We start from the raw sequence: 12,498 nt of genomic DNA on the forward strand, positions 1-12,498 counted from the left end.
CTCTCCTTTTTTCGTGTATAGTAGCGAAGGTGATGTTTGATGGAAAAGATTGTAGAACGCAATATGCTGTATGATTTCTATGGTGAGCTGCTTACGCCGCATCAGCAGGAAATCTACGAAAGCATTATTTTTCAGGATCTGTCGCTGAGTGAAGTGGCAGAGATCCACGGCATCAGCAGGCAGGGAGTTCATGATCTGGTAAGGCGCTGTGACAAGCTGCTGGAAGGTTATGAAAACAAACTGCATCTGGTAGAGCGCTTTGTGACACTCAAATCTTCTGTAAGCGAATTAAGAGAACTTACAAAAGCATATGAGAAGAGCAGAGACGATAAGCTGTTTGGACAGATTGACAGGCTTTGCCAGACAATACTCGAAGAGCTGTAACTGTAAAGTTAAAGGCAGAAAGGAGCTGCAAAAGTGGCATTTGAGAGCTTATCTGAAAAGCTTCAGAACGTATTTAAAAATCTGCGCGGCAAGGGTCGTCTGACAGAAGCGGATGTAAAGGCTGCTTTGAAGGAAGTAAAGATCGCGCTCCTCGAGGCGGACGTTAACTTCAAGGTAGTAAAAAACTTCGTAAAGTCAGTCCAAGAACGCGCAATCGGACAGGATGTAATGAATGGTTTAAATCCTGGACAGATGGTAATAAAGATTGTAAACGAAGAGCTTGTTTCCCTGATGGGATCTGAGACAACAGAGATTGCACTGATGCCTGGAAATCAGGTGACAGTCATTATGATGATTGGTCTTCAGGGTGCTGGTAAGACAACTACCGCAGCAAAGATTGCAGGAAAGCTGAAGATGAAAGGCAGACAGCCACTTTTGGTTGCTTGTGATATTTATCGTCCGGCGGCAATCAAGCAGTTGGAAGTTAACGGTGAAAAACAGGGTGTTGAGGTGTTCTCGATGGGAACAAATCACAGTCCGGTTGACATTGCAAAGGCAGCAATCGAGCATGCAAAGAATAACGGACAAAACGTGGTCATCCTTGATACCGCAGGTCGTCTGCAGATTGATGAATCCATGATGCAGGAGCTTGTAGATGTGAAAGAGGCAGCTGGCGTTACGCAGACGTTGCTCGTCGTAGATGCGATGACTGGACAGGAAGCAGTTAACGTGGCAACTACCTTCAATGACCGTATCGGCGTAGACGGAGTAATCCTGACAAAGCTTGATGGCGACACCAGAGGTGGTGCAGCGCTTTCTATTCGTCAGGTGACGGGAAAGCCGATTCTTTATATTGGTATGGGCGAAAAGCTCTCCGATTTGGAACAGTTTTATCCAGATCGCATGGCATCACGTATCCTTGGCATGGGAGATGTCATGAGCCTTATTGAAAAGGTTGAGGCACAGGTCGATGCTGAGAAAGCAAAGGAGATGGAGCAGAAGCTTCGCAAAGCATCCTTTGATTTAAACGACTATCTGGATCAGATGGAACAGATGAAAAGTATGGGTGGTCTTAGCAAGATCATGGAGATGCTTCCTGGCATGGGCATGAATTTAAATGCAAAAAATATGCCGGACATGGATGAGAGTGAGAAGCAGATGGAAAAAATCCAGGCAATCATTCGTTCCATGACTATGAAGGAGCGAACCAATCCAGATATCATCAACGCATCCAGAAAAAACCGCATTGCAAAAGGTGCAGGAGTCGATGTTGTAGAGGTCAATAGACTGTTAAAGCAGTTTGACCAGAGCCGCAAGCTCATGAAGCAGATGCCCGGCATGATGGGCAAGCAGGCAAAAAAAGGAAGATTTAAACTGCCTTTTTAATAAATAATTAATTTTAAATAATTGGAGGAATTTTACAATGGTAAAGATTAGATTAAAGAGAATGGGACAGAAGAAGGCTCCTTTCTACAGAGTAGTAGTTGCAGATCAGAGATCTCCAAGAGATGGAAGATTCATCGCAGAGATCGGTTACTATGATCCAACTAAGGAACCAAGCGTAATCAAGTTTGACGAAGAGGCTGCTAAGCAGTGGCTTGCAAACGGTGCTCAGCCGACAGATACAGTTGCAAAGTTATTAAAGGTTGCTGGTATTGAGAAATAATTAAGAGTGCCGAATCCTTTTATCAAATGTTGCGGGCGCAGCAGAATGAGAGAGATGTATGAAGGGACTATTAGAAGTTATCGCTAAGTCGCTTGTTGACAACCCAGATGAAGTTGTGGTTACTGAGAAGGAAACCGAGAAGGGACTTGTGCTTGAGCTGAAGGTAGCGCCTAGTGATATGGGCAAAGTTATCGGTAAGCAGGGCAGGATCGCAAAAGCAATCCGTTCTGTGGTAAAAGCTGCGGCATCAAGAGAAAACAAGCAGGTTAGTGTAGAGATTGAGTAATCAAAAACGTGTACTTCAGAGATGGGGTGCACGTTTTATTTTTAAAATGTATGAGTTATATGAGCTGTAATGCTATCATAGGAGAAAATATGGAAGATTTATTGCGTGTAGGTGTGATTTCCTCTGCTCATGGAATTAAGGGAGAAGTTAATGTATTCCCGACAACTGATGAGCCGGAAATGTTTGCACATTGGAAGACATTGCGTCTGGTTGAAAAGAAACAAAGCCGTCTGATTCATGTGCGCGGTGCAAAGTATTTTAAAAACATGGTCATTCTTTCTCTTGAGGAGATTGCAGACCGAAATCAGGCGGAGCTTTTGCGTCAGGCAGAGCTTTATATAACAAGAGATCAGGCAACTCCATGTGGTGAAAATGAGAATTTTATTACTGATTTAATTGGACTTCGTGTAGTTGATGAAAATAAAGAAGAGCTTGGTAAATGTACTGATGTGTTTCAGACGGGCGCAAATGATGTCTATGAGATAGAGCTTTTAGATGGAAGAAAGGTGCTTTTCCCGGCTATTCCTTCCTGTATCTTAGATGTTGACTTGGAAAAAGGCATAATGACAGTTCATGTTATGGCTGGACTAATTGACTAAGCTGTGAATATGAAAAGAAAGAGGTAATTCCATGCATTATTATGTGCTGACGTTGTTTACAGAGATGATTACAAACGCCTGCGGCGAGAGTATTCTTGGACGCGCATCCCAAAAAGGATTGATTTCAGTGGAGGCCATCAATATACGTGACTATTCCACAAATAAACATAACCGTGTCGATGATTATCCATATGGCGGCGGCGCTGGAATGGTAATGCAGCCTATGCCAGTGTACGATGCCTGGAAGGATCTGACAGAGCGCATTGGAAAAAAGCCGCGTGTGCTGTTTATGACACCTCAGGGAAAACCATTTTCTCAAAAGCTGGCAGAAGAATATGCAAAGGAAGAAGATTTGATATTCCTTTGCGGTCATTACGAGGGAATTGACCAGCGTGTGCTTGATCTCATTGTAACGGATGAAGTTTCAGCAGGCGATTTTGTGCTTACAGGCGGTGAACTTCCAGCGATGATGATGATTGACTGTATTTCGCGTCTTGTGCCAGGTGTACTGAATAATGAAGCATCTGCGCAGGATGAGTCATTTGAAGGAAATTTGCTGGAGTATCCACAATATACAAGACCAGAAGTTTTCATGGGCGAGTCAGTTCCGCCTGTACTTCTATCAGGTCATCATGGCAATATTGATAAGTGGAGACGTGAGCAGTCAATTCTTCGGACAGCAAAAAAACGCCCAGATCTTCTTAAGAATGCTGAGCTTACACAAAAAGAGAAGAATTGGCTTCGGGAACAGCTAATTAAAAAAAATAAAAAAGCGGTAAGTTGTAAAATGAATGCGAAAGGAAAAAATCCTGACGCATTCTCATAGAAATTATAGAAATATAAAGCGTTAAGGATAAAAAGCCTTAGCGCTTTTTCTTTTACCCCAAAAGGAAGGAGGATTGATTCTAATGAGAAAAAAAGGGAAGACAATCACTTGGAAGGAAAGACAGAAAATCGAACAGTTGGTAAAAATTGATTTACCAATATCGCAGATAGCAGAAGAGATTGGCGTCACACGAGCAGCGATCTATGTTGAGTTAAAACGAGGTGGAACGCCTTATAGTGCCGATGAGGCACAGAAGAATGTAGGTGCGTAAAGATGGTACTTAGACATGTGACGGTAGAATTAACAGAAAAGCAATATGAAACATTGTGCCGAATGACAGCAAATGCAGGAATGCCAGTAGCAGATGTAATACAGGCATTTGCAGAAGAGTTACCAGGAAATAGTGCATTGGATGGCTGGTTAAAACAACATCAAAGGAAAAATTTTCTTTCCTATTTGGCGCAAAAAGAAAAGCTCGATTTTGTAGCATCTTTGTTCCAGAAAGTAATTGTTTATCAGGCAAACATTTCAGCTGCATATGCAAAAAGGAAAGAAAAAGAAGCAGCTAAAACTGTGGAGCAGTTGGAAACAAGCTGGTCATTGATACAGGAAATATACGCTTCTTATGCGAAAGAAAATCAGGCAGCGCTGCCACTTTTGGGTGAGTTGCAACTGCTGAAAGAATGGAGACTGAATGGAAAATAAAGAGAAAAAGACAAAGCACACAAGACTAAAGTATGTCGATAGAATAGAGATTCAGCGACTGATTGAAGAAGGGTGTACCAAAACAGAAATTGCAGAAAAAATTGGTGTACATTTTTCCACAATTTACCGTGAAATCATAAGAGGCGGAACACCTTATAGTGCTGATGAGGCACAGCGTAGATTAACAGGAGAGTAATCGGATGAATAATGAGAGCCAAATTTGTTTTATTAGCAGCCCCCACGATAGTTTCTTTTGTGGGAAGGTAGTGGAATTTAAAGAGAGATACCATAAATCTCCAGATGAATATCATAAAGCACTTTTTTACTGCCTGGGTATTAACTGTGATACGAGACGAAATTTTGAAAATATCTATGATTGGCAAACAGACTGTATTAAGCCGGAATGTCTGAAAGAAGGCTGGCAGACAAGTGGAAGCAAAAAAGTAGTCAGAATGGCATTCAATCTTTTTTGCGGCGGGACACCTAGCGTAGATGAAAATGAGTCCGTAGAAAAGCAGCTGTATGAATGTAAGCAATATGTAGTAGAAGAATTATTTTGCTGTATGTATGCACCATTCTTCTGGGAAGCGGTCAAAATTCGTTACCCAGAGTATGTTTCCTATGATCACGAGTTGTACGATTTGTTAGGAGGAGCAGATTGAGTGCTGAAAATAAGGGTAATCGGAACGAAGAACGAAATTGCATGGTTCCAGAATCTTGTGAGGAATCACCTTCAGATTGAGGTCTTAGATATGTCAAAGCTATATATAAGCAAAGAAGCAAGCGACAATTATAGGTCTTATATAGAAATAAAAAAGAAAGATATCAACAAGTAACTGTAAAATGAATTGAAAAATAAAAGGAGCAGACGAAAATGAAAACAATCGCATTTTACAACAATAAAGGTGGCGTGGGAAAAACGACGCTGGCAGCAAATGTAGGATATAACTTATCAGCAATGAACTATCGTGTGCTGATGATGGACTGTGATCCGCAGGGAAATTTGTCATCATTCTTTGATCGTTACGATTTGACGAAAAAAAGTTTGGCACAGGCATTAGATGGACAGGAGCGTTGCGTGTATCGTACCGCATATAAGAGATTAGATATTTTGCCAGGAAACATTTATAGCGAGTCATTGACACCGCAACCAGAAAATATGGAAAGCGTACTCCAGCAGTACAAAGAGAAATATGATTGGTGTATAGTGGATTGCGCACCGGCTTTCTCAAAGCTGACCAAAGCAGCTTTGCAGACGTCTGATCAGGTTATGATTCCGATCAAGCTTGATAATTTCTCGATTGAAGGAATCGATACCGTATTGTCAAAGCTGGCAGATCCATCAACAGCACACGTTGTAATTAATGAGTTTTCAACGTCCAGAGCTTCCAGAGATTTTTTGGCAAAACTGGTACAGACATACAATTATCCATTGTGTGAGACATTAGTAAGATATTCCACAATGGTAGATGCCGCTAACTTTCGCAAGAAACCGATGGCGAAAAAAGCTAAGTTCCATTGGGTAACTGCGGATATGGCAGATCTGACAGAGGAGGTATGTGGATATGGCTTCGTTAACTGATGCACTCGCAAGCATGAAGAATAAAAATACACAAACAACCCCAGTTGTAAACCAGCGATATCAGGTGCAGTATATCAACTATAGTTACTTAGAAGAATCTGCTTATAATTTTTATCCGATGTCCGAAATTGAGGAGTTGGCAGATGCAATCGAGCTTGCAGGAGGCATCCTGCAACCGCTCCTTGTGCGCCGGAAGGCACCAGGACAACGCTACGAAATCATCGCTGGTCATCGCCGCTGGACAGCGGCAAAATATCTGGTTGATCAGGGAAAAGAAAAGTTTGCAATGCTCCCTTGTCATGTGCAGGATGGCAATGATTTGATTGCGAGAATCAACCTGATCATAACAAACTCACAAAGAGAAAAATCTGCATATGTAAAGATGCAGGAAGTGGTTGAGTTGGAGCAGCTGCTTCAGGAGCTGGCTGCTGGATCAGCAGATGAACGTGCAAAGTTTTCGCGGATTACTGGAATCAAACTTGAAAGCGAAAATATAACAGCTCGCGTATTGCGTAAGTTGGTGGCAAAGACAGCTGGTCTGTCAGAGACAAATGTCGCGCGACTAAAGCATATCAATTCGAGTTTGCAGCCGGAGTTAAAGGAAGTGCTGGAGGAAGGTAAAATCGGAATTTCAGCAGCCGATGAGCTGGCAAGGATGGCGCCAGAAGAACAACAGGAGGCAGCGAAACAGATTAAAAAAGGCGAGAAAGTTCAGCTGCCTAAAAAGAAAATTACAGAGACGACAAAGAGTCCCAATCAGGAGCCAAAGGTAGTGTCCGTTTTGGACACGGAAGAGCAGTTGCCAGGGCAAATGAATATGGAAGAATATATTCCAATGCCAGAACCAGCAAATGCGTTTGAGCTGATTGAGGACGAAGAACAAAATGCCGAGCAAGAAGTAAAAAAGGAAGAAAAGAAAGAAGAGTCTCCCACGAATCTTGCAAACGAATACCTGGCATTGTATCAAAAGACAGATGCAGCGCTGGAAGAATGGGAAAAAATGCATCGAAGATTGGCTGATTATTTTCAGCAAATTAGGTAATAGAGTTGGGGAAAGGGGAATCTATGGAATCAGGACTGACATATGAAGAGATTGTAGAGATTCTGTTGCGGCAAGAAGAGTTACTGGAACTATATCGCAGCCAACTAAAAGAACTGACGAAAGAATACGATGCAGATGATGAGCTAATTGAGTTGACCCAGCTGCGCAGTCCTCGGTTGGGTGTTACCGGAGGAGGAAGTAACCAGAAGGGATTAGATCAGATTTGTCAGGCAGTTGAACAACAAAGGAAAGCATACCGTGAAGCCGTGTATGAAGAAATGCAGCGTGTACTAGCAGCGTATAATCGGGTACAGAAGGTGCATTTGTGCTATTTGCATCTGCCACAAAAACAGAAAGCTGTCTTAGAGGGGCTGTACATCAAAAAGAAGATGTATAAGGAATTGGAAGGCCCAGGACTTTCGGAAACAACCATTCATCGCCTGCGGAGACAAGCATTAAAAAACATACAGGACTGGTATAATGCGGGGCGGTTTGAAGAACAAAAATGATCAGTTCAGAAGATTGGTAAGGATACAAACTGGAAAGAAGGGAGTGACAGAAGATGAGAAAAATCCGTGCAAGCGTACTGAGAAAAGTGGAGGAGTCCAGACTGACAAATAAAGAGCTTACAGTTTTTCTGCATATCTGTCAGTACCAGACAGATGCGGGAACAGTATCCGGTATCTATTATAAGGATATCTGCAATGCATTGAAAATATCGAATCAAAGCTTCTATTCCAGTTTGTATCGGTTGCGTGACTGTGGATTAATAAATCTGTGGAAGGCAGACAAAATTGACTGGGATATCCAGATTATAGGAAATGACTGTACTGATATTGAGTCAGTAAAGAAGGAAGGCTATCTGTCCGTTGCAGATGGCCTGTTTGCCTCGGAGAAATTTAGAAAGTTGAAGGCAAATGAAAAAGTTATGGCAATGCGATTATTGGTATACTGTCGCTCTGGACAACGCACATATAAGGAAGCAAAAGCAAGTTTCTTAGACAAAATGAAAAAGATGCTTGGATGCGGACTTCGCGCAGTAAAAAAATATTTGACAGCGCTAAAAGAACTGTTTTACATTGGAATTAAAGATAAAATGTATTTGATCACAATTCGTCGTGGCGTAGCAGATCGAGTGTGGAGAGCGCCTACAGATACAGAATTAGAGCTTGGGCATAAAGTACATGCAGCTTGCAACCGAAATAAGATCAATGAATCCGATGCTGCCAAAAGGGATACTGCTGAACTGGCGAAACAGTACCGTCAGGACATTGCAGAAATGCAGAAAGCAGGTGTGCTGCCGGAAGATATTTTCGGGTACCTGATTGGAAAGGCAAGAGATGGATTAGCCGGAAAACTGAATCCTAAGTACATACATAAGGTACTGAGAAATGAAATTGCAAACTTCCAACGTGCGAAGAAAATGGCAGTTGCCAGTGGCACGCAGGCATTCCAGAATTTCACAGGGCGTACAAACAACAACTACATGGAAAAAGTATTAGCACAATGGAGCATGATGTAAAATCCCAAAATAATGGATAATCGGTAAAAATGGCTGGCTGAACGAAGGCAGTCTTTTTTGCGTACAGTAAAACAAAAGATAACTGTTTGAGAGAAGAGATTAATGAAAGGTCGCGCTCAATAAAATAGGGAAGCTAGCTGACATGGAGATTACCAGGCATGTCAGCTGCTTTTTTACATCAAAGTCATTCCAATTTTGAGGTCTGTTTCCAGAAGTCATTCTAATTTTGAGGCTCGAAAATGGGAGGTCATTCTAAAAAGTGGGATAATTGTGGATAACTTTATTCCAATTTTGTTCCAGCAGGCGAGAAGAAAAATTGAGTAAAAACAAGGCTTTTAGGTACTTTAGTTTCTGGTGAATATCTCCTTCTTTCTTTTATACCCTTCCTGACTTATGAATGATAATCTATTGCAGAATAAAAGCTGCATAACAGCATATCTTCTTCCGTTTTAGCTTCCTGTGGCTTCGGAAAGAAATTGGAAAACCATAAGAGAAGCGCTTATTTATAAGAAGGTGTCCGCAAGCGGACAAAAAACAACATCAAGAAAAATAAATCATACACCTGCTTGACATGCGCACGTAAAACAGGTATAATATAGATGTATGATAAAGAGTTTTGTAGACAAAGAAACAGAAAAAGTATATAACCAAATTTTTTCGAAGAAGTTACCGCAGACAATACAGCGTATTGCATTGCGGAAATTGATGATGATCGACAATGCAAGATGTTTGGAGGATCTGAGAGTTCCGCCAGCGAATCACTTGGAATTGCTGCATGGTGATCGTGAGGGACAATATAGCATTCGTATCAATATTCAATACCGCATTTGCTTCAACGTTGATGGAAATGATTTCTTTAACGTTGAGATTGTGGACTATCATTCGTAAAAGTGTGTATACTGAAATTAAATCAGAAAGGAAGGTTTATCTATGGAATATATTACAACTCCTACAGTAAGTGAAATATTAAGAGAAGAGTTCATGGAGCCGCTGGGTATTTCAGCATACCGTTTGGCACAGGCAATCAATGTTCCGCTGTCTCGGGTGCAGGATATCCTGCATGATCGAAGGAAAATTACGGCAGATACTTCGCTTCGACTGGCAAAATTTTTTGGAGTATCTGATCGCTACTTTTTGGATCTCCAAAATGATATTGATATACGAAATTTAAAAATTCAGTTGGCAAATGAAATTTCTAAGATTCCGGTTTGTCAAGTTGGGTGACAGTTGGGTGACAGTTGGTGACAGTTGGTGACAGTTGGTGACAGTCGGTGACAGTTCATGACAGTTCGTGACAGTTGCAGACATTTGCAATGTGTGATATTCTATAATCGAACCAAGTGGATAAAGAGAGAGCATTGCCGGAAACTGGTCACAGTCGGCAGTGCTTTTTCTTTATAAACCAGTAGATCCCCTTGACAAACTGTATATTATAAGATACAATATTGTTAGGAGGGATTCTATGAATGATGTTTGGTTGAAAGAGCTTGCCGAAGAACAGACAAAGCGCTTATTGGAATATTATATAAAATTAAGAAAGCAGCATAAGTTAAGCCAGTCGGAACTGGAACGGATAACTGGAGTATCGCGGATTTCGATCAACCGATATGAAAATGGTAAGATTATGCCGTCAGTTCAGGCTGTGAATCAGTTGCTTGTTACCATGGGGTACCGATTAGATATTGTACCGATTTGTGATAGCGAATATGAAGAGATGGAGGAAATGCAGAATGAGAAGAAAACTGATCTATAGTTTAATCGGATTGGTTGGCTGCACATGGCTGGCAGGATGCCAGGAAAAGCCAGAGGGCGCACAGACAATCATCATAGAACTTGCAGACCCAACAGATATGCAGGAAAATAATACAGCTGTAGAAGGGGAAATAGAAGCAGAAGAAAGTGCGTCGGAAGCGGACGCAGAAACAATGACTGATGCACAAGAAATGTTGACAGTTGCTGTGCCGGAAATCATCGGATTTTCGGATGGTGTAGAATTGAGCTATACACAGATCAGCTCAAGTGACCCGATTATTAGTTTATTGCTTGCCAATGTGCTTCCAGATGTGAAGGTACAGGACTTTGACATTACAAATGCCCAGGCATATCAGAATGGAGAGGAAATTGTACCAGCAGGAGAAATTACTTTTACAATGACGGTTGAGCCGGAAACGAATGTTACGCTGTATAGGTTAAATGAGGATGGTGAACTGGTATCCGAAACATTGGAAGTAACGGATGGAACTGTGTCCTATCAGTCAACAGGTTGTGGGCGCTGGCTGATTCTGGATACGTTATTAGAGCAGGGAACAGAAGTAATGTCCGAATCGGAGACAGAGGTAAATTGAGAGGAGGAACATTGATATTATGAGCGGATTTACAAATAGAAAAAATTGGCTATCTGGATTATTGACTGTATCACTTGCAGTTATACCAACTTGTACAATTACGGCGGAAGAAAATAGCAAAATAGTAGATCAATATATCATTGTTGAGCTGGAGCCTGTTTCTGTGTCCGAATCGGACACAGCAGAGAGTGTGTCAGAAACGGAGCTGTCAACAGAAGAAACGGTTGAAGTAGAATCTGATCCTGATGTTGTGTTGTTTTCTCTTCAGGAGGGTTTGGATAAAGAAGAATATAGTATAACTGGAATCAGTGCGAATGAGCCAATCATTGCACAGCTGCTAGCACAGACAGCAGACTATCAGGACTATGACACCATTGCCTTGTATGATCTTGTTTCTCATCAGCAGACAGCTGATGAGCCGTATGACTTTAGCTTACAAATTCCAGAGAATGCAGATATCACATTGTATCAGGGCGTAGACGGACAGCTTCAAAAAAGTACGCTGGATGCAATGTATACAGAGGACGAGTATAATCGTCTGCCGTTAGTCAGCTACCAGTCCGAAACAAATCACTGGCTGGTGCTGTATTTAGGAGCAAGCACGGGTGTGTCCGATTTGGACACGGAAGATGCAGCAAGAGAAATAGAAAGTGCCGCAGAATCACTTGAGGGAAAGGTAGAGGACGAAAAGGAAACTGACCCAACAGAATCATCACAGGAAATTGCAAAGGTACCAGAAAGCAAAGAACCTTCCGCTAAAGCGCCAGAGACAAAGCCAACATCTACCAAAGCCCCGGAGACAAAACCAAATAAGAGCAAGCCTACTCCTTCAACGACTGCACCGACTACAACACCATCGACGGCTGCTCCGAGTACAAAAGCTTCAGAAACAAAGGCACCGGAAACAGCAGCACCAACGACAACGGCACATACGCATAACTGGGTAGCTGTGACAACAACAGTTCATCATGATGCTGTCACAAGTCAAGTATGGAAAGAGGACTCAGCAGCGTGGGATGAAACAGTTGTGACGAAAGCAGCGTGGGATGAGCAGCGATTAGTGCAGGACGCATATGACGAAAATGTGATGATTTCAGATGCGTATGATGAACCGGTTTATGGTTGGGTTGGAATATGCAATGCATGTGGTTATGTATTTCAACCGGGAGATGATGTTGGAGTTCATATGGCTGCTGGTTGTTGGTCAAGCTGGCATGATGAATGGCGACCAACAGGTGAAGTTATTCATCATGATGCAGTTTACCAGACGGTTCATCACGATGCCGTTTATCAGACGGTTCATCATGATGCAGAGACAACAGTTGTACACCATGATGCAACAGGGCATTATGAGACAGTGGTAACGCAGGCTGCATGGGATGAGACAGTAGTTACAGGATATACGTGCTCAGGTTGCGGAGCAACCAAATAAGTAAAATCAAGAAAAAAGATAGTAAGATACAGAAGAAAAAGCACTTTGCGAAAGACGTGTATACGTTTTTGTAGGTGCTTTTTTTGTACCCATTTTTAAGCTTGAAGTG

The 12,498-nt window shown here is 42.0% G+C and carries 19 protein-coding genes; all 19 read left to right on the top strand.

From position 1 onward, the window contains the following. The first annotated feature begins 39 nt into the window (after window positions 1-39). The 19 genes from ylxM to WJP93_RS07695 all read left to right on the top strand — a co-directional run bounded on the left by ylxM (window position 40) and on the right by WJP93_RS07695 (window position 12,389). Entirely contained in the window at window positions 40-384 is a 345-nt protein-coding gene (gene ylxM / locus WJP93_RS07605; protein WP_118614399.1) for a YlxM family DNA-binding protein, read from the top strand. Between the two features lie 33 nt (window positions 385-417). Next, window positions 418-1,770: a signal recognition particle protein gene (gene ffh, locus WJP93_RS07610; RefSeq protein WP_227101298.1), complete on the top strand. Its 1,353-nt coding sequence runs from the start codon at window positions 418-420 to the stop codon at window positions 1,768-1,770. Window positions 1,771-1,807: 37 nt separating this feature from the next. Continuing rightward, complete coding sequence (rpsP, locus tag WJP93_RS07615; protein WP_066563464.1) at window positions 1,808-2,050, top strand: 30S ribosomal protein S16; 243 nt, start codon at window positions 1,808-1,810, stop codon at window positions 2,048-2,050. Window positions 2,051-2,108: 58 nt separating this feature from the next. Continuing rightward, window positions 2,109-2,336 carry a KH domain-containing protein gene (locus WJP93_RS07620; protein ID WP_066563466.1) on the top strand — a complete coding sequence of 76 codons (228 nt, stop codon included), beginning with the start codon at window positions 2,109-2,111 and terminating at the stop codon, window positions 2,334-2,336. A gap of 89 nt (window positions 2,337-2,425) precedes the next feature. After that, complete coding sequence (rimM, locus tag WJP93_RS07625; RefSeq protein ID WP_118614405.1) at window positions 2,426-2,935, top strand: ribosome maturation factor RimM; 510 nt, start codon at window positions 2,426-2,428, stop codon at window positions 2,933-2,935. Window positions 2,936-2,966: 31 nt separating this feature from the next. Next, window positions 2,967-3,761 (top strand): tRNA (guanosine(37)-N1)-methyltransferase TrmD, encoded by a 795-nt coding sequence (gene trmD, locus WJP93_RS07630; RefSeq protein WP_337547604.1) that lies wholly within the window; start codon window positions 2,967-2,969, stop codon window positions 3,759-3,761. An 82-nt stretch (window positions 3,762-3,843) separates the two neighbouring features. Continuing rightward, window positions 3,844-4,032 (top strand): helix-turn-helix domain-containing protein, encoded by a 189-nt coding sequence (locus WJP93_RS07635; protein ID WP_066562698.1) that lies wholly within the window; start codon window positions 3,844-3,846, stop codon window positions 4,030-4,032. Window positions 4,033-4,034: 2 nt separating this feature from the next. Then, window positions 4,035-4,466, top strand: a complete 432-nt coding sequence (locus WJP93_RS07640; protein WP_066562696.1) for a hypothetical protein — start codon at window positions 4,035-4,037, stop codon at window positions 4,464-4,466. Beyond that, entirely contained in the window at window positions 4,456-4,662 is a 207-nt protein-coding gene (locus tag WJP93_RS07645; RefSeq protein ID WP_337547607.1) for a helix-turn-helix domain-containing protein, read from the top strand. The genes WJP93_RS07640 and WJP93_RS07645 overlap by 11 nt, the downstream gene beginning before the upstream one ends. A gap of 4 nt (window positions 4,663-4,666) precedes the next feature. Further along, window positions 4,667-5,128, top strand: a complete 462-nt coding sequence (locus WJP93_RS07650; RefSeq protein WP_337547609.1) for a DUF6075 family protein — start codon at window positions 4,667-4,669, stop codon at window positions 5,126-5,128. 212 nt (window positions 5,129-5,340) lie between these two features. Then, window positions 5,341-6,048, top strand: a complete 708-nt coding sequence (locus tag WJP93_RS07655; RefSeq protein WP_337547611.1) for an AAA family ATPase — start codon at window positions 5,341-5,343, stop codon at window positions 6,046-6,048. Beyond that, window positions 6,032-7,090, top strand: coding sequence for a ParB/RepB/Spo0J family partition protein (locus WJP93_RS07660; protein ID WP_337547612.1), 1,059 nt, complete (start codon window positions 6,032-6,034; stop codon window positions 7,088-7,090). Before WJP93_RS07655 ends, WJP93_RS07660 begins: the two co-directional genes overlap by 17 nt. 23 nt (window positions 7,091-7,113) lie before the next feature. Further along, window positions 7,114-7,599 carry a hypothetical protein gene (locus WJP93_RS07665; protein ID WP_066562687.1) on the top strand — a complete coding sequence of 162 codons (486 nt, stop codon included), beginning with the start codon at window positions 7,114-7,116 and terminating at the stop codon, window positions 7,597-7,599. 53 nt (window positions 7,600-7,652) lie between these two features. Next, window positions 7,653-8,612: a hypothetical protein gene (locus WJP93_RS07670; protein ID WP_066562686.1), complete on the top strand. Its 960-nt coding sequence runs from the start codon at window positions 7,653-7,655 to the stop codon at window positions 8,610-8,612. A 603-nt stretch (window positions 8,613-9,215) separates the two neighbouring features. Next, window positions 9,216-9,500 (top strand): type II toxin-antitoxin system RelE/ParE family toxin, encoded by a 285-nt coding sequence (locus tag WJP93_RS07675; protein WP_337547614.1) that lies wholly within the window; start codon window positions 9,216-9,218, stop codon window positions 9,498-9,500. A gap of 42 nt (window positions 9,501-9,542) precedes the next feature. After that, window positions 9,543-9,836: a HigA family addiction module antitoxin gene (locus WJP93_RS07680; protein WP_337547615.1), complete on the top strand. Its 294-nt coding sequence runs from the start codon at window positions 9,543-9,545 to the stop codon at window positions 9,834-9,836. Window positions 9,837-10,074: 238 nt separating this feature from the next. Further along, a complete protein-coding gene (locus WJP93_RS07685) occupies window positions 10,075-10,365 on the top strand; it encodes a helix-turn-helix transcriptional regulator (RefSeq protein WP_337547616.1) in 291 nt (96 codons plus the stop codon). Next, complete coding sequence (locus tag WJP93_RS07690; protein ID WP_066562678.1) at window positions 10,343-10,957, top strand: hypothetical protein; 615 nt, start codon at window positions 10,343-10,345, stop codon at window positions 10,955-10,957. The genes WJP93_RS07685 and WJP93_RS07690 overlap by 23 nt, the downstream gene beginning before the upstream one ends. Before the next feature lie 19 nt (window positions 10,958-10,976). Continuing rightward, window positions 10,977-12,389, top strand: a complete 1,413-nt coding sequence (locus WJP93_RS07695; protein WP_066562674.1) for a hypothetical protein — start codon at window positions 10,977-10,979, stop codon at window positions 12,387-12,389. The last annotated feature ends 109 nt before the right edge of the window (window positions 12,390-12,498 follow it).

The organism is Anthropogastromicrobium sp. (assembly GCF_037349415.1).
Taxonomy (GTDB): Bacteria; Bacillota; Clostridia; order Lachnospirales; family Lachnospiraceae; genus Anthropogastromicrobium; species Anthropogastromicrobium aceti.

Coding starts and splice junctions, on each gene's coding strand:
- WJP93_RS07670 (WP_066562686.1), top strand. CDS start 7,653: ATGAGAAAAATCCGTGCAAGCGTACTGAGAAAAGTGGAGGAGTCCAGA.
- WJP93_RS07665 (WP_066562687.1), top strand. CDS start 7,114: ATGGAATCAGGACTGACATATGAAGAGATTGTAGAGATTCTGTTGCGG.
- WJP93_RS07685 (WP_337547616.1), top strand. CDS start 10,075: ATGAATGATGTTTGGTTGAAAGAGCTTGCCGAAGAACAGACAAAGCGC.
- WJP93_RS07655 (WP_337547611.1), top strand. CDS start 5,341: ATGAAAACAATCGCATTTTACAACAATAAAGGTGGCGTGGGAAAAACG.
- ylxM (WP_118614399.1), top strand. CDS start 40: ATGGAAAAGATTGTAGAACGCAATATGCTGTATGATTTCTATGGTGAG.
- rimM (WP_118614405.1), top strand. CDS start 2,426: ATGGAAGATTTATTGCGTGTAGGTGTGATTTCCTCTGCTCATGGAATT.
- WJP93_RS07695 (WP_066562674.1), top strand. CDS start 10,977: ATGAGCGGATTTACAAATAGAAAAAATTGGCTATCTGGATTATTGACT.
- WJP93_RS07690 (WP_066562678.1), top strand. CDS start 10,343: ATGAGAAGAAAACTGATCTATAGTTTAATCGGATTGGTTGGCTGCACA.
- WJP93_RS07635 (WP_066562698.1), top strand. CDS start 3,844: ATGAGAAAAAAAGGGAAGACAATCACTTGGAAGGAAAGACAGAAAATC.
- WJP93_RS07645 (WP_337547607.1), top strand. CDS start 4,456: ATGGAAAATAAAGAGAAAAAGACAAAGCACACAAGACTAAAGTATGTC.
- WJP93_RS07675 (WP_337547614.1), top strand. CDS start 9,216: ATGATAAAGAGTTTTGTAGACAAAGAAACAGAAAAAGTATATAACCAA.
- WJP93_RS07620 (WP_066563466.1), top strand. CDS start 2,109: ATGAAGGGACTATTAGAAGTTATCGCTAAGTCGCTTGTTGACAACCCA.
- trmD (WP_337547604.1), top strand. CDS start 2,967: ATGCATTATTATGTGCTGACGTTGTTTACAGAGATGATTACAAACGCC.
- WJP93_RS07660 (WP_337547612.1), top strand. CDS start 6,032: ATGGCTTCGTTAACTGATGCACTCGCAAGCATGAAGAATAAAAATACA.
- WJP93_RS07680 (WP_337547615.1), top strand. CDS start 9,543: ATGGAATATATTACAACTCCTACAGTAAGTGAAATATTAAGAGAAGAG.
- rpsP (WP_066563464.1), top strand. CDS start 1,808: ATGGTAAAGATTAGATTAAAGAGAATGGGACAGAAGAAGGCTCCTTTC.
- WJP93_RS07650 (WP_337547609.1), top strand. CDS start 4,667: ATGAATAATGAGAGCCAAATTTGTTTTATTAGCAGCCCCCACGATAGT.
- WJP93_RS07640 (WP_066562696.1), top strand. CDS start 4,035: ATGGTACTTAGACATGTGACGGTAGAATTAACAGAAAAGCAATATGAA.